At 63.9% G+C, this 15,248-nt stretch carries 19 protein-coding genes; 1 reads left to right on the forward strand and 18 read right to left on the reverse strand.

Annotated elements, in window-relative coordinates; genetic code table 11:
• From CH275_RS19180 to CH275_RS19255, 18 genes are all read right to left on the reverse strand, one after another.
• Window positions 1-861, reverse strand: coding sequence for a hypothetical protein (locus CH275_RS19180; protein WP_094679889.1), 861 nt, complete (start codon window positions 859-861; stop codon window positions 1-3).
• Window positions 861-2,963 carry a hypothetical protein gene (locus CH275_RS19185; protein ID WP_094679890.1) on the reverse strand — a complete coding sequence of 701 codons (2,103 nt, stop codon included), beginning with the start codon at window positions 2,961-2,963 and terminating at the stop codon, window positions 861-863. The genes CH275_RS19180 and CH275_RS19185 overlap by 1 nt, the downstream gene beginning before the upstream one ends.
• Window positions 2,956-5,727 (reverse strand): hypothetical protein, encoded by a 2,772-nt coding sequence (locus tag CH275_RS19190; RefSeq protein ID WP_094679891.1) that lies wholly within the window; start codon window positions 5,725-5,727, stop codon window positions 2,956-2,958. Before CH275_RS19190 ends, CH275_RS19185 begins: the two co-directional genes overlap by 8 nt.
• Window positions 5,720-5,989: a hypothetical protein gene (locus CH275_RS19195; protein ID WP_032377460.1), complete on the reverse strand. Its 270-nt coding sequence runs from the start codon at window positions 5,987-5,989 to the stop codon at window positions 5,720-5,722. The genes CH275_RS19190 and CH275_RS19195 overlap by 8 nt, the downstream gene beginning before the upstream one ends.
• Window positions 5,989-6,399, reverse strand: coding sequence for a hypothetical protein (locus CH275_RS19200; protein WP_052070319.1), 411 nt, complete (start codon window positions 6,397-6,399; stop codon window positions 5,989-5,991). Before CH275_RS19200 ends, CH275_RS19195 begins: the two co-directional genes overlap by 1 nt.
• Window positions 6,399-6,773 (reverse strand): hypothetical protein, encoded by a 375-nt coding sequence (locus CH275_RS19205; RefSeq protein WP_032377459.1) that lies wholly within the window; start codon window positions 6,771-6,773, stop codon window positions 6,399-6,401. Before CH275_RS19205 ends, CH275_RS19200 begins: the two co-directional genes overlap by 1 nt.
• A complete protein-coding gene (locus CH275_RS30100; RefSeq protein WP_256988322.1) occupies window positions 6,770-6,898 on the reverse strand; it encodes a hypothetical protein in 129 nt (42 codons plus the stop codon). Before CH275_RS30100 ends, CH275_RS19205 begins: the two co-directional genes overlap by 4 nt.
• Window positions 6,895-7,632 (reverse strand): peptidoglycan-binding protein, encoded by a 738-nt coding sequence (locus tag CH275_RS19210; RefSeq protein WP_094679892.1) that lies wholly within the window; start codon window positions 7,630-7,632, stop codon window positions 6,895-6,897. The genes CH275_RS30100 and CH275_RS19210 overlap by 4 nt, the downstream gene beginning before the upstream one ends.
• Before the next feature lie 136 nt (window positions 7,633-7,768).
• Window positions 7,769-8,062 (reverse strand): hypothetical protein, encoded by a 294-nt coding sequence (locus CH275_RS19215; RefSeq protein ID WP_094679893.1) that lies wholly within the window; start codon window positions 8,060-8,062, stop codon window positions 7,769-7,771.
• Window positions 8,059-8,460, reverse strand: a complete 402-nt coding sequence (locus tag CH275_RS19220) for a hypothetical protein (protein ID WP_094679894.1) — start codon at window positions 8,458-8,460, stop codon at window positions 8,059-8,061. The genes CH275_RS19215 and CH275_RS19220 overlap by 4 nt, the downstream gene beginning before the upstream one ends.
• 3 nt (window positions 8,461-8,463) lie before the next feature.
• Entirely contained in the window at window positions 8,464-8,877 is a 414-nt protein-coding gene (locus CH275_RS19225; RefSeq protein ID WP_094679895.1) for a hypothetical protein, read from the reverse strand.
• Window positions 8,878-8,882: 5 nt separating this feature from the next.
• Window positions 8,883-9,245 (reverse strand): hypothetical protein, encoded by a 363-nt coding sequence (locus CH275_RS19230; RefSeq protein WP_143546826.1) that lies wholly within the window; start codon window positions 9,243-9,245, stop codon window positions 8,883-8,885.
• Window positions 9,246-9,274: 29 nt separating this feature from the next.
• The gene (locus CH275_RS19235) at window positions 9,275-9,613 is read right to left on the reverse strand and encodes a hypothetical protein (RefSeq protein WP_143546827.1); all 339 of its coding nucleotides are present in this window, start codon (window positions 9,611-9,613) and stop codon (window positions 9,275-9,277) included.
• Window positions 9,614-9,616: 3 nt separating this feature from the next.
• Window positions 9,617-11,311: an HK97 family phage prohead protease gene (locus CH275_RS19240; protein WP_179276228.1), complete on the reverse strand. Its 1,695-nt coding sequence runs from the start codon at window positions 11,309-11,311 to the stop codon at window positions 9,617-9,619.
• Window positions 11,308-11,703, reverse strand: a complete 396-nt coding sequence (locus CH275_RS29585) for a hypothetical protein (protein ID WP_179276229.1) — start codon at window positions 11,701-11,703, stop codon at window positions 11,308-11,310. Before CH275_RS29585 ends, CH275_RS19240 begins: the two co-directional genes overlap by 4 nt.
• Window positions 11,700-12,908 (reverse strand): phage portal protein, encoded by a 1,209-nt coding sequence (locus CH275_RS19245; protein WP_094679899.1) that lies wholly within the window; start codon window positions 12,906-12,908, stop codon window positions 11,700-11,702. The genes CH275_RS29585 and CH275_RS19245 overlap by 4 nt, the downstream gene beginning before the upstream one ends.
• A 33-nt stretch (window positions 12,909-12,941) precedes the next feature.
• On the reverse strand, window positions 12,942-14,459 hold the full coding sequence (locus tag CH275_RS19250) for a terminase large subunit domain-containing protein (protein ID WP_094679900.1): 1,518 nt from the start codon (window positions 14,457-14,459) through the stop codon (window positions 12,942-12,944).
• A complete protein-coding gene (locus tag CH275_RS19255) occupies window positions 14,459-14,776 on the reverse strand; it encodes a hypothetical protein (protein ID WP_143546828.1) in 318 nt (105 codons plus the stop codon). Before CH275_RS19255 ends, CH275_RS19250 begins: the two co-directional genes overlap by 1 nt.
• 231 nt (window positions 14,777-15,007) lie before the next feature.
• On the opposite strand from CH275_RS19255, the gene CH275_RS19260 reads away from it, so the two are divergent.
• Window positions 15,008-15,247: a hypothetical protein gene (locus CH275_RS19260; protein ID WP_094679902.1), complete on the forward strand. Its 240-nt coding sequence runs from the start codon at window positions 15,008-15,010 to the stop codon at window positions 15,245-15,247.
• Window position 15,248 lies beyond the last annotated feature (1 nt).

The raw sequence follows: 15,248 nt of genomic DNA on the forward strand, positions 1-15,248 counted from the left end.
TCAGACCCGGGCGGGCGCTCTGGTGTTGCCCGTCGCTGCGAGCGCGTTGACGACGCACACAAAGTCATCGGTGCCGGCGTTCATCAGTGACTCCACGAATGCGAACCGGCCTGTCAGCGAAGCGAATCGAGCATCGTTGTGATACCGCCGCTCACCGTTCGGCAGTAGGAACGTGCCTCGGTCACCGGAGATCCACGCTTCGAGGTCGTACATCGTTTTCGCATCCCGCAGCAACGGCGTTGCGTAGTTGCCGTTGTCGATTACCACCTGCCCGGTGCCGGCCACCCACACGGTGATCGCCCACGACTGCCACGTCGTGTAGAAGTGCACCGACATGTTCATGTTCGGCACGTTCGCCGGAGTCATCTTCTTATCCGTGATCGCCACGCACGCCGTGCCGCCGGCGGTGCCGCCGTTCGGGGCGAACACGAACCGGCCGGCGACGTGGGTGACGTTCGCGCCCATGTCCTCGGTGCACCAGTAGACAGCTCCACCGGGAGCGAGAGCGAGAAACGAACCGTTGGCGAAGTACGGGGCGGCACCGTACCCGGCAGCCCAGTGCACCGACTGACCGCTCGTCGCCACGGCAGGCGCGGCAGAACCAGGCGACGACAGACCTACGAAGTCGTGGAATATCTCGGGCACACCGGCGAACGTGAACCGCGCTCGATCCTCATCGGTGATCCCATCACCACCTCCACCGCCCGACCCGATCTCGGACAGGTCGAGCCAACGCTGGACACCGTCGCCGATCTTGAGTACTTCCGTGTCGATGTCGTAGCCAGGCTCACCGAGCGCGAGGATCGGGTTCGATGCCGTCCACGCGGTTGTCGTGCCTCGTCGTACCTGTATCGCACGCATCAGGGTGTACCTCCGTTGAGTGAACCGCTCGACGCGGGATAGGGGAAACCGCCGTCGACCGAATGCGACGCGGCAGAAAGAATCTGCGGCACAGGCGTATTGGGCAGCCAGTACACCTGCGAACCGGTCACATCGAACCGCAGCTTGACAGTCCACGAGCCCGGTTTGATGTTGTGTGAGATCCGGCGTATCCGTCGCACGTACGCGACACCGAGCCGGCGCACCACGATCGCGTCGAGCACGTTCAGTTTCGACACGAGGGCACGCTGCTCGGCGGTGACGATCGGCAGGGTGATCGCACGAGGGCCGGTCTGTTCGCCGCTGTACTGGTCGAGGATCGCCGTCGCCCACGCTGCGAAGTTCGTGCCGTAGTTGCCTGCTGCGATGTCCACCCACGCACCCGACCCACGCACGACGGGGAAAGTGCGGGACGACAGCCCCAGCGCCTCGATCGAGGCGTCACGCCGGTACTCGGCGGTCTGAGTGCGGCCGGCGATGAAGTCCAGTTTGGCCGGCGGGTCGTCCGAGCCGACATACCGGTCGGTGAAGTCCTCCGAGTCGAGCAGGTTCTCGGTCACCCGCACGGCGTTCACGAGATCCTTTGTGTCGGAACCGAACTCGGCATCGATCGAGTACGACATGTCGGCCTCGCCAGGTTCGTCCGACACATCCAGCGCGACCGTCGCCGGCAATGCGGACAGAACCTCGAGGCGGTCCTCTCGGGTGATCCGCACGTAACCTTTGCGGGCGTTGCGGGCCATCACGAGCGACGTTAGGTAGGTCAGCTTCTCGTCGGCGTACGACGGGTAGGCACCACCCCACGAGGGCAGCGGTCGGGGCGGGCCGGACACGTCGACGCCGTCGATCGACACCGGGACACCGAGCCGGTTCAGTGCCGGCGCGTACTTCGCGAACGTGTCGAACGCGGCAGGGCAAGGCTCGCCTAGTCGGCCGTGACTGTCGTGCACGCCGATCTCCACCTGTGGCACTCGGCCGATGCCGGGGACGATGCGCCTTGACCGGACGCGGCCGGACGCGATGACTGTCAGACCGACGCCATCGGGGTGTAGGGCGATGATCCGAACACGTTTGCCGGCAGTAACTTTCGGGTCGACGGTAGCCGACGCGAACTTGATCGTCTGCACTCCGAGATCGGCCTCGATCTTCTCCGTTTTCACCTCCACCACATCGTCGGTGATCGTCTCGTAGGTGTAGCGATAGATCCGGTTCTGCTCCTGCGTACGCGTGTGCCACGTCGCCGCCGGCGCACCAGGATTGACTACCGGGGGTAGGACCGTGAGGGTGAGCGGGTTCGCATTGCTGAAGGTGAAGTAGTTCCACGTCATGCCGATGTAGAGAACGCCGGCCTTTTTCGCTGCGTACTGCACGGCGATGGGCTTGCCGGTGGTGTTCGCTCGCAGCCAGATCACCAGGTGCACCTCACTGACGCCGGCAGGGACGACAGCCGGCGACACCGTGGGCAACGTGTGGGTGGTCTGCTGATACCCGACCGATGGCTGAAAGTTGCCGACGTACTCCAGCAGGGGTATCGCGACGGGGTCTGTGGTGCCGTACTCGTCCTCGGTGCGGCTGATGCCGAACAGGGTGCACACCACCGAGACGCCCGTCTGGTTGTCGTTCTCGTCCAGCGCCCACGATGTACCGCTGCGACGGATGCCGAACCGGCCGGCGAAGTTCACTCGATCACCGGGCACGACCGGTGTGGGCATGCGGGTCTGAACGATCACCGGACCCAGGCTTGTCTCCGATTCGGCGCTGACGACGCTCGACGTGGTTCCGCTGATGTCCTTCACGACGCGGCTCGAGCCGGTTCCGGAATACTCGACGTTCAGATTCAGCGACGTTGCCACCGAAGCGCCGGTGAGCGGCTTGTCGCGCCGGTCGGTCGCGAACATGCCCTTGCCGGCGAATGGTGTTGTGACGTTGCGGATCTCGGCGTCCTCACGCTTGGCGAGCAGGTCAAGCAGAGCGATGCCGCCAGCAGGGTAGACGTTCGGTGTGATGCCGTCCTGCACCCACACCTGCTCGCGTGCCGTCTCGACCTGCACGGCCACCATCGTGGCGTCGGTGAACTTAGACATTGATCGTTGTCGATCCACCGGCAGCGGACACGTACGCCCCGACCGCGTCCACGATCTCGCGGCCGATGATCACAGGGTCGGCCATGAGGCCGGCCTCGACCGTCACGTGCACGACCTGCTGCACGCCGATGCCACCGGACAGTCCGATGTTCGGCACCAGCTCCTCGTCGAACGTCTTCGTCACGGCCTTCGCCAGAGCCGACGCCTCGGTGATCAGCTCACTCCGATTGCTACCCAGCCCCTCGATGAAGCCCTTCACCATCGCCTGACCGTGCGGGATGAGCATGATCCGGTCGGCGGCAATTCCCTTGCGGCCTTTGTAGACACCCTTGTTGGCGGCAGCGGTTGCACCCAGCGCGGCGGCGGCGGCAGCGACGGCACCGGTCTGCGATGCGAGGCCGGCCGCGAAGCTGGCGCCCGCAGCGGCACCCTGGCCGGACAGGTTCACCGAGACACCCTCGGCGGCGGCTGCCATCGACGCGGCAGCAGCGGCGACTGCGCCAGCGGAGCCGGCGAGACCGGACGCAAACGACTGGCCGGCTGCGGCACCCTGGCCGGACAGGTTCACCTTCGCGCCGGCGGTGTCGATCTGCACGCTCACCGGCACCGGTGCCGGCGGGGGAATGTTGATCACGGGCAGCGTCACGTTGAACGTGATCGGTACCGGTGGTGGTGGTGTCAGCACCAGCTCGGGTTGTGTGACGTCGAACGTGATCGGCACGGGGGCCGGCGGGGGCACGGTGATCGCTTCGCCTTCGACCACCTCGACGTCGACCTGCACCGGGGGAGGTGGAGTGACCTCGGGAGCGGGGATCGGCTCGGACGGAGCGACCTCGGGGGCCGGCACGACCGGCGCAGGGATGACTGGGGGCGTGATGTTCTCCAGCGCGCCACCGATGGCCGATGTGTCGGGAGGGGTCACCACAGGGGCCGGCAGCACAGCGGGCGGCATAGCAGCGAACGGGTCGTTCACCGCTCCCGCATCGGGTGGGGTCACCACCGGGGCCGGCAAGACTGCCGGCGGCAGCATCGCGAATGGATCGTTGATTGCTGATGTGTCCGGTGGAGTGACCTCGGGAGCCGGGATCACAGGCGGGTCGGTGTCCGGGAACATGGCGTCGAACAGTCCACTGGTGCTGAAGTTCGAGAGGCTGTCGAGCATCGAGCTCTTCATCCAGTCAGCAGCTTTCGCGCCCCACTCGATGGGGCCGCCGCCGGCGTCCTCCTGGTTGGACTGACGGAACGCCTCGTCCATGCGCTGGTACTCCGAGACCACCTTGTCAGCAACACCCGTCAGGTCCGCGACGAACTGGGTCATACCCTCGATGTTCGTGGCGAGATTCTGAGTGTCGATGTTCGCCATGAAGTCACCGAACGCGTTGCCGGCATCTGCCAGTCCTGCTGTGACACCGGACCAGTCGGTGTTGCCCAGGTTCTCGAACAGCTGGCCGATGCCGTCCGTGAACCCGTCGAGGTTGCCTTCATCGAGCCAGCCCATGATGCCGTTGAAGGCTTCGCCGGCACCGACCAGTGCATCGCCGGCACCGTCGATGATGCCGGGCAGTGCGCCGAATACTCGTTGTGCGCCTTCGACTATCGCGGGATCTCCGAGCTTGCCGGCGAAGTCACCGAACGCTCGCACGTACTCGGGTATGTTGCCGATCAGGTTCTTGATGTGGGGCTCAGCGCCGGCGAACATCTTCTCGAGGGCGGGGCCGACCTCGTTCGCGATCGCCGGCATGGAGCCGGACAGCTCACCGACCAGTCGGGCCGCGCCGGCGGTCACCACATCGAGGCTTGGCCGGATCGAGTGGAACGCGGCACCGACCGACGTGGCGAGGTCGATCAGTGGCTGCTCGACCGGCTGTGCGATCTCCTTCATGGTGGACACAACGTCGTCGGCCATGAACGAAAAGTGCTCCTGTACCTTCTCCGATGCTGCGGCTGCGGCAATAGGGAGGGCTGCGGCACCGAGACCGAACGCGACGGACATGCCGCCGGCGGCGGCGGTCACTGCACCGAGCGCGGCGGCGGTGCCGAGGATGCCGGCACCGGCCGCGCCGGACGCGAGCGGTGCGACGGCAAGCGCGAGGGCTCCGAGCAGTGGCAGCGAGGAGCCGGCCGATGCACCCATTCGTGCGATGCCCGATGCGGCGTTACCGCCGGTGCTGGTGCCGAGTCGGATCGAGTCGTCGTTGAGGGCGAGCATCGCCACACGGAATGCTGCGAGTTCGGCTGCGGCACCGGCGGTGTCGACGTCGAGGTTGATCGTCATCGATCGAGGGACGGCCGCGATGAATGCTGCGAGTTCGCCGGCGGCACCGGCGGTGTCGAGATCGAGATTGATCCGCGCGTTGGCGTTGCCGAGCGTCGATGCGGCAAGGGCAGCGCGGAACCCTGCGAGATCGGAGTCGATGCCCACATTGACGGATCGGTCACGGAGGCCGGCCAGCTCGGCCTTGAGAATGTTCAGCTCGGTCCGGTCGACATCGACCGTCACCTTCACACGAGTGTTGCGGAGGGCGTCCATCTTCGCCCGCAACGCTGCGAGTTTCGCGTCGTTGACCGCCACGTCCACTGTCACGTCACCGTCGCGTAGGGCTGCGAGCTTCGCCTTCAGGACGTTGAGTGCGCCGTCGTCCACGTCTACCGTGACAGTGGCTTTCGAGTCACGCAGCGAGGCAATCGCGGACTTCGTACGTTCGATCGCCTGAAGCAGATCCCGCTCGTGACCGTTGATGTAGATATCGACGGAATTACTCACCGCTCAAGTCCTCCCGTAGTTCGGCGGGAAGCGGCAAGGCCTCGATCCCGTTGTCTGCCAATTGGCCTCGCAGCCGGGCGATGTAGTAGCGGCCCGCGATCTTCCATTCGTCGAGTCGTGCGACCTGACTGTTCAGACTCTTGTTCGACTTCACCAGTGCCACAACGTTTTCGGTCTGGATTCGACTGGTTACCGAGACGACGGTGGCGACTGCCGTAGCGAGAGCGCCGATCGCGGCTACGACGATGGAGACGACGTCCATTACTTCACTCCGAGAGCCGCCCAGAGGCGCATAGTTCCGACGTTGGCTGCGAAGCAACAGGCGAAGGCGATGACGCCGACGATGATCGGTGTGGGTGGGACGCTGCGCAGTGGTGCGATGATGAGGCAGAGTCCCCAGAACGACCACGCGAACACCACGAGTCCGTGGGCCACGAGGATCTGTCGTTGCCGCCACGCGCACACCACGAGTACGGTGCCGCTGAGGCAGAACAGGAACGGCCAGACGGGGAACACCGATTCGATGAGGACCACGAGGGTTTCCTGGCCGGCGGGCAGTGGCCGGCGCACGAGGTTCTCAGGGCCGGCGTAGAGGAATCCGACTGCGATCGCGCCGAAGCCGAGCAGCGTCGACAACAGTCGAGCTGCTGCGAGCACGGCGCGTTCGTTCATCAGCGGCCGATCTTTCGTGCACCGAACGCGAGCACCGCCATGATGCCGGCGACGACTGCGCCGCTGCCGAGTCCTTTCCAGTCGGTGAGGTCGAACAGCTCGAACTCGTCGCCGCCGATGGTCTCGGCTGCGTACGCGAGCACTGCCGAGAGTGGTAGCGCAATACCCGCCTGGATGGCTGTGCGTGCCGCTGCGGTCTTCGCGGGCACCGTGGCGGTAGGTGGAGGGATACGCACCTCATCGAGCGGCACGTTGTGATTGAGGGCCCGCGCGATGATCGGTGTCAGTTGCTCGAACCGGGCGTCGATCTCTGGACCCATCACGCGCATGATCTCTCGGCGTACCTGATCGAGGGGGCCTTGTGGTGCGGTCATGATTTCTCTTCCATGAGCTGTGCCTCGGTGGGCAGTTCGGTGCGGAGCAGGTAGGTCGCCGCTGCGGTGGTGCCGGCTACGACACCGATCACCACCGCAGTGGCGAAGGTGTGAAGCGCCCTCACAGTCCGAGAGCCTTGAGAGTGGCCGGCCCCGCGATGCCGTCCACGAGTAGACCGGCGCGTCGCTGGAACTCACGCACGACGTGCTCTGTCGCCGGCCCGAAGTCGCCGTCGGCTGCGAGGCGGGAGTACCGGGGGTAGTCCCGGTTAAGCCGTTCCTGTAGCCGGCGCACGGCATCGCCAGAGGTGCCACGCATTAGCAGTCCACCGAACGGGTTGAGTGCCGGCGGGACCACGACCGGATCGAGCGTCGGTGCGGTCGCGCCATACAGCCCGAACAGGCCGGCGCGCAGCTCGTTCGCGAAGTCGACGTACGCCTGCATCGGCCTGCCCTTGGCAACCTGATAGTGCATCTCGTCCACCGGGTTGCCGCCCCAGCAGTCTCGACCCCAGTCGATCAATCCGCGGAACCCGACCTGGAGCTGCTTCACCCTGCCCACGCGCTCGGCCGGCATCGTCTTCTTTCGGAACGGGTACTTGTTCCAGTTCAGATCAATTCCGGTGCCGGACTTGTGATTCGAGGTGTACACCGAGTTGGTCTCGGTGTAGCCGCCTTCATCGGATGCGCCACCGGTCAGCGGCTCGATGTCGCGGTTGTACATCGCCGCGAAGCTGATGAGCACGAATCCGCAGTCGTGCGGGTGCAGGGGCAGAACGATATTCGTTCCGGTGATGCCACGTCGTACGACCTTGCTCGGGGGGATCGACTCCCATCCGTTCTCGGTGGTGACCATCATTTCCTCTTCTTCTTCGCTCGCTTGTTGGCGATCTCGATGAAAGCGTTGCGTTCGAGCAACGTCAGGCGGTAATAGACCTTGTCGGATTGGCCGGTCAGCATGCAGAACTCGGCCAACCGGCGGGCCTCGAACTTGGCTAGTTCGTGAGCTCGTCTTTTGGGTCGGTGTCCTCGTCCTCGACGCCGGCCGCGATACGTGCGTGGTGGTAGCTGGTGTTGTCGAGGTAGTCGTTCCACCCGTCGACTTCGTTCTTGCCCCAACCCTTGATCGCCTCGGGATGCAGACCGGAGACATAGGCGACGGCGAAGATCAGCTGAATGTTCTCGCTCGCAGCGATTTCCGCGCCGGTGAGCGACTGCACGCGCTTGAGGGCACGGCCGCTGAGCGACTGGAGCTTGTTCTGAAACGGGGTGGTGGGTGTGGCGCTCATAGTCCTGCGTCTCTCTTTCGTTGGATGACTTCGCGTTTGACTCGGAGTACTGCGAAGGGGGTGACTCGTTCGAGGGTGATGAACATGAAGGGGTAGGGCGCTTGCGGATCCCAGCGCGTGCCGGCATGGTTCATGGCGACGTAGATGCCGCCACCGTGCGACTTCCGGCTAGCGCCACCGGCTTTCGCGTAGGCCCGCATGTTCGAGCCCTTGGCGCGGATCGACTTCTTAGTGCGACCGGAGTAGACCGGGGCGATGGTGTTCGCAATCAGGAACGTTCTCGCCGCGATCTGGTCGAACGCCGGCTTGAGCTGTCGAACCGTCTTGTAGAAGACCGTCAGCTTGTCGAGCAGAGGTTTCTTACCCTCGATCGACAGCTCGATCTTCATCGTGGCCATCGGCTATGCGGTGACGCGCTCGGGTACGCCGGTGCACTCCCACTCGACCTCGAACTCGAACTCTTCGTCGGCGTCGCCACCGAATCCGGGCTTGGAGGCGATGGTCGCGATACCGGCGAAGTGTGGCTTCTCGGCTGTGGGCACTTCGTTGCCGTACGGTCGAGCGACGAACTCGACCTCTTCGCCGGCGTGTTCCCACACGAACGTCCAGAACGAGCTGGTCTGGAAGTCCTGGAATCCGACGCCGCGCAGGAACCATGCCTTGGTGTCGCCGTCCTTCATTCGGGCGAACGTCTTGTACGCGATGTCCTCGCCGTCGTCGGGCTCGACGCGGAAGCCCTTGAGGTCGGTGTTGTATTCGGTGCCCTCGATCAGGATCGAGAGATCCTTACCCTTGGTGCCTTTGAACGGAGCCATTGTGGTCACTCTTCTTTCATGTCGATAGCGATCGACGCTGCGATTTCAGCGCCGAGATATTGCGGCTTGCCCTCTTCGGGATCGGTCACCTTCGGGGTCTCGACCTCGATACCAATCATGAAGGGCCGGAGGGCGATCACCGTACGAGCAACCATGTCGTTGAGGGCATTTCGGGTTGCCGATGCGCTGCCTCGGCCGGCGACGATCTGGACCAGCCAGTGCGTCATGAACGGCTTGCCGTGGGTGACACCGTTGACTCCCGTCTCGACGGCCGGCAGGGCGGGGCAAACCACGACTACGGGAGGTGCCGGGTCTTTGACCTCCCACCCGACGACGTTCGGGAGGCCGGCCTCTTTGAGGGTGTCCATGATCGTGTCCGTCGTCTGAGTGAGGTCCATCAGAACGCCGGCACGTATCTGCGGACCTGACGGATGATCACGTGCATCGGGTCACGTGAGGATCGAGTCTGTCGCGAGTTTCCGAACTGGTCGATGCTGGTGCTCGGACCGTTCGAGGCGTCGAACATCTCGGCGGCCACGAGCAGATACCAACGCTTGCGGGTGGCCGGCGGGATGGGCTTGACGGGCTTCGCGCAGAAGTCGTCGATCCGCTCGATGGCGATGTCGAGATCGTCTTTCAGCTTCGCATCGTCGGACGCCTCGGCTTTGACGAAGTTGCGGAACTCTTCGACGGTGGGGTACACCACCGTCGAAGAGTCCTGCTCGGGCGCGGTCATGGACTACGGCTCCACCGGGAAGGTGATGGCGGTCATGCCCTTCGGCTGCTCGGAGTAGATGCCCTGGTAGCCATACACCGAGAAGTCCTTGGTCAGGTTAATGATGTTCTCGTCCTGGAGCGAGAACGGCGCGCCGGCGCTTTCCATGGACGTGATGGCTTCACGCGAGGTGACGCGGAATGTGCCGGCCGGCAGACGATCTCCGACGACACCGGGGAGGCCGGCCATCGTGAAGCCGATCTCGACGTCGTCGGTCTGACTGACGTTGGCGCTGCCCCAGGTGTTCTGACCGTCGCCGTTGACGTTGAAGATCGGTCGGCCGGTCGCGTCTTCGAGCAGTGCGATGTCCTTGTACACGTCGAAGCTGCACACGATGAGGTCGGCGCGCAGTCCCTTCGCGTTCTGGATGATCGAGTGTTTGGCGTCCAGGACGACGGCGATCCACTCGGCGGCGGTGGCCGGCTTCGCCTGCACGACGATGTTGTTGATGCCCTCAGCGCCGCCCTTGGGCAGTGCGAGCATGAACGCTTGCACGTAGTTCTCGTACGCCTCGGCGTACTGGATGCCCATCCACCGCAGGCCGGTGTCGAGGATCGGCACCTTGGCTCGCTCGATCGCCTGCCGGCTGAAGCTGGTGTAGCCGCCGACCGTACGGACGACGCCGCTTCCGGTGCCGAGCTTGATCTCGAGGTAGCCGAGATCGTCACCCTCGACGGCCTGGACGCCGATCGCGCCGCTCTCGGAGATCACCTTGGCGTACTCGAAACTGGTGCCGTCCGGTGGCAGCGATTCACGGGAGAACATCGTGGAGATCGGCCGGCTGCGGTTGGTGAGTCGCAGCTGCTTCTCCAGCCATGCTGGTCGCTCGACGCCGTCAGCCATGACCTGGCCCTCGTAGGCGCGGGTCTCGATGCGCAGCGACTCCAGCTCGTCGTTGACGGTGCGGATCTCGGTGACGGCGTCCATGTCGCCGGCGAGCATGGCCTTGAGCAATTCGCCACCGGTGCGAACCTTGAACTCACGCCGACCGCGCGTCTGGGTGGTAGCGGGATCTTCGAGTACTCCGATCCGACGAACCATCTCGGCGTTGTCGGTGCGGAGCTGGACGACCTCGGGGTCGTCCTTGATGCCGGCGGCGATGAGGCGTGCGAGCTCTTCGGGGTCCATACGTGATTCCTGTTCTGTGTCAGCGTTTCTCACGCTATCGATGACCGCGCCTTTGTAGGCGGGGATTTCTGTGATGGACACTTCGCCGAGTGTCGCTGCGGTGCGGACGAGCACGCCGTCGCGCGTCTCGTGGGTGCCGGGGAGGAAGCCCACCGAGAAGTATTTGAGAACGCCGTCACGGGCGAGTTCGAGCACTTCGTCACCGCGTGCCGTGTTGGCGATGCGGCACTCGACGTAGTAGCCCTCGGGGCGGTTCTTGCCGGATACGACGGTGCCGATCGGGAGATCGCCGCGCGTCTTCCAGCTGTGGTTGGCGTGCACCGATGCCGGCACGTCGTCCTCGAACACGCCCAGGGCGAACGATTCGAGGTAGCTGCCGTTCTTGGTGCGGATCTCGGTCGTCTGTCCGTAGGGGACTGCAATACCGGAGATGATGCGAGTCTGCTCGTCCACGATGTTGACCGGCGCGCTGCGGATCTCGACCTCGGTATCGACTGCTGCGGTGCGGGTTTCGAGCTGCGTGAATTTCATGCGGTGATCCTCAGTCGGTACCATCGTCGGATTTGTTCTGCGGTCCAGTCGGGTCGGTTGTCCTCGGCGGCGCGTTCGAGGCAGGCGTCCATGCCGGGGTCGAGCAGGACGATGTTCGCGCCGGCGCGGCGGTACTGGGACTGCATCAGTCGTGTGGGGTCGGTGTCGATGACCCATGCGTTTTCGACGCGGCCCATGAGGATCTGGTGGATGGCAGCGTGGCGTGCGGCCTGGACTACGCGGCGCATGGACAGTGGTGTGTCGTGGTGGCCGGTCGAGCCGAATGCTGTTGCGAGCTTGTCGAAGTCCACGATGGTGTCACCGGGTTCGGCGTTCTCGGTGATGTAGGTCGACTTGCCGGCGCAGGGTGGTCCGACGATGACGTTGATCATGCCTCGATCTCCTTCGGCTGGTCGACGCGCTCGGACGGGATCTGCTTCGGGGCCGGCTTGTCGTCGCCCCAGGGCAGGTCGGGATGGCCGTCGCGCCTGCGCAGTTCGTTGATGGTGCGGGTGCCGTTGGTGATGTTGGCGGTGTCGACCTCGGCGCGTGTCTTGCTGTCCATGCGTAGCAGGCCGGTCTCGTCCAGCTCGACCTTGTTGCCGCGCGGGATCACTTCGGTGAGGCCACGTTCGAAGGCGTTCATGTACTTCGCCAAGGTGGTGGTGAGGTACTGCAGGGTGGACTGTTCGAGGTTCTGATACGTCCGAGATTCGGTGCCGCCAGGAACGAGCAGGTCGAAAGCTGGTGTGCCGCATATTCGTACGATTTTCCGGTCGATGGCATCCTGCACTTCGAGCATCTGTGCGTCGACAGGCTTGAGCTGAATCGACTCGTAGCTCAGGCCGGCCGCCATGACGACTGCCTGCCCGCGGTGCGATCGTAGGAAGTCGTTCCACCGGACCTGGAGTTCGTCCTGCTCGACGTTCGACAGGTGCATGTCGGTGGTGAGGATGCCGGACGGAATAACGGCCGAGTCGAACCACTCGCGCTGGAACTCGTCCAGTGTGAGCGCGGCGCGTAGCTGGGTCTGTGCGAGCTGGCGCGGCCCGATTCCGCGCGGCTCTCCGTTGATGGCAGTGTGCTTCTTGTGAACAATGCGGCTATTGGGGATCTCTCGACCCAAATGGCCGTAGCGAACTCGGCCCCACGTGCCATCGGTCAGGCGCTCGCGGACGATCGTCATCTCGCGAGGCGAGATCGGGATCAGGTTGACCGTCTGCGGATCTCCGACGCGTTTCCAGATGTATTCGCCGTGCAGGAACAGATCGTTGACCGTCGCCTGGACGAACTCTTCGTAGTCCATATCGAGGTTCGGCTTGTTGACGATCGACGGGAATGCGCGATCGTCGAACGGGATCAGCTGCTTGCGCGCGTCGAGGACGGTGGCCTGCATCGAGGACATCATCGTGTTGGTCTGGTCCATCGAGCGGGAGAACGCCGAGACCTTGAGTGCTTCCTGCCAGGTTACGCCGAGATCCATTCGCGGAGGGGGCATTACGGCCGGTAGCGGTGAGTCGCCGCCTGCCGAGCCGACCGACCCGCTGCGTGTCTCCACGTCGGTGCCGAATCCGAAGAACCTGCCGATTGCGTTCATTGCTGGGGAACGCTAATCCCATCCGTGTGATTCTCATGCGGTGGTTTTCGAAAAGATTCTCAGCTGCGACACGAACGGCTGCTGCTGCTCGGCCATGAAAACGCCCATGACCGTGGCATACATCGCGTCGATGTCGCCGAGAGATTTGTTCATGTCGATCAGCACACCTTGGCCCACGTTCACGGTCACGGTCTTCGTTAGCTGAGTCACGAGCTCCTTCTGGCCGGCGTGCTTCGCGCGGCCATCCTTGATCATCGAGTGCACCGCAGATGTGGCGTTCGCGATGTTCCCTCGGGTCATGTACTCGGCCGGCAGATGGTGGGTCTTGTCGAGCGCCAGGATCGTCGGCTTCATCGTCTCGGCGTCGGTCACGAACTTCTCCACGCGCACCGTACGACTGAGCTGCACAAGCTTTTTCAGCAGCAGCTCGTCGTTGCCGAACGTGATCGTCGCGATGAGCTGGGTGTACACGACGCCGTCGTACTTGGTCGACGCGACGATCGAGACATAGTTCCACGTGCGCCGAGACCGGGCGAACGAGATGATGAGCGGCTGCTTGCGCGCCGGCGCAGGCATGGGTCCGTACTCGGCAGCCAGCCATGCCGGCACCGGCATCCAGATGCTCTCGACGGAGACGAACTCGTTGCGCCGGTAGCGTCGGTACGACGACTCCAGACGGTTCTTGCCCTGTCGCACTTCGTCTTCGAGGTCGAGGCGACCGGACGCGATCGCAGGGTTCGCCTGCACGAGGGCCTGCGGATCGTAGAGTTCGAGGTTGGGATCTGCCTCCCACAGGAAGAATCCGAACCTCGGATCGTGGCCCTCTTCCTTCTCCGCAGCGGCGCGGCCGATGCGGTACAGCAGCTTGAGCAGCTTCGAGTTGTCGTCACCGGCCGTGGTGAAGCCGGCTACGAGGGCTTTCGGCTGAGCCGATGCGCCGAGAGTGAGCGCGTCCCACGCCTCGGGTTTGAGCAGGTGCAGCTCATCGAGCAGCATCAGACAGCCGGAGAAGCCCTGCAATCCGTCGCCATCGCCGGCCGCTTTGACGACGTAGGTCGCCGGCTTCCTGAGGTTCCGTGACTTGATACCGCTGCGGTCGGTGGTCTTGAATCGGCGTTTGAGCAGCGGCACGTTGTCGACGCAGTACCGGACCTTCGCGTACAGGTTCTTCGCCTGGTCCACGACGGCCGCGATCGAGATCACCTCGGGCGCACGCGGCACCATGAGGATGAGACCGTACAGCGCCATGACGGCACCGAGCACGGTCTTGCCGTTCTGCCGGCCCATCGAGACGACGACCTGCTTGTACACGAGCTGGCCGCGCAACTTCTCGACCGGATAGTCCTCGGGATACTTCTGCAGGATCTCGCGAATGAGCCACTTCTGCCACATGTCCAGGCGCAGCTCGTCGCCCGCTGCGAACCGAAAGACTTTCTCCGAGAGCCGAATCAGCTTGTCGGCCTCGGAGTAGTCCGGGTTCTCGATCGGTTGCGTGTAGACGCGAGGCAGCCAGGGAGGGTCTTCGTCAGTCGTCGGGAGCGCCGCGTCCATCAGATATTGGCGATCTCATCATCGAAACCATCGTCGTCCGAGAACGTCTCCGCTGGTTTACACTTGCGCAACTCGGAGAAAAGCATCCGAAATTCCATCGTGAGGCCGGCCGGAAGTGCCTGACCTGCCTTCACTTTCAGGTCCAGGAGCCGCGCAATGTGGAACAGCGACGCCAGATACGGGGCCTCCGAATCGCTCACCCACTCGTTCACGGACAAGAACGACTCGACCGAACCCTCGTATGACTCGTTCGTCACGAAACCCACAACGACCTCCATCCGGCCATGCATAAAATCCGTCGAGCATTCATCCACCATCCACACCGCCTTGCATATTCATGCACGGTTTTCGTCCCATTCCGTGGAACTAGACCTCTGGCGGCACTGGGGGGTGTAAGTCCGGGAAGCCCCTCGGTGTCAACCGTCCCCTTTGCAAAAACCAGGGGCCGGTTGCCACCATGGATCATGCATGACAATGGATGATTATGCATGCATGAGTATGCAGCGTCATGCATTGACTTGTCGAGTTCGTCAATGCATCCTTGACACGTGAAGAGGCCAGTGGACACAGCCGAGTACATCGCCTTCGTGCGCCGCATCGTGAGGGCAGCAGGGCGCAGAGCAGGCACCGACATAGAGTCACTGCCACACCTGATAGCACTGCGCTCAGAGCTGGATGGGCAGATCACCGAAGCAGTGACAGCAGTACGTGGCGATGGGTACAGCTGGGCCGACATAGCCAAGCGCACAGGCGGCACACGCCAAGCGGCACAACAGCGCTGGGGATAGC

It is taken from the genome of Rhodococcus sp. 06-235-1A (genome assembly GCF_002258785.1).
Taxonomy (GTDB): Bacteria; Actinomycetota; Actinomycetes; order Mycobacteriales; family Mycobacteriaceae; genus Rhodococcoides.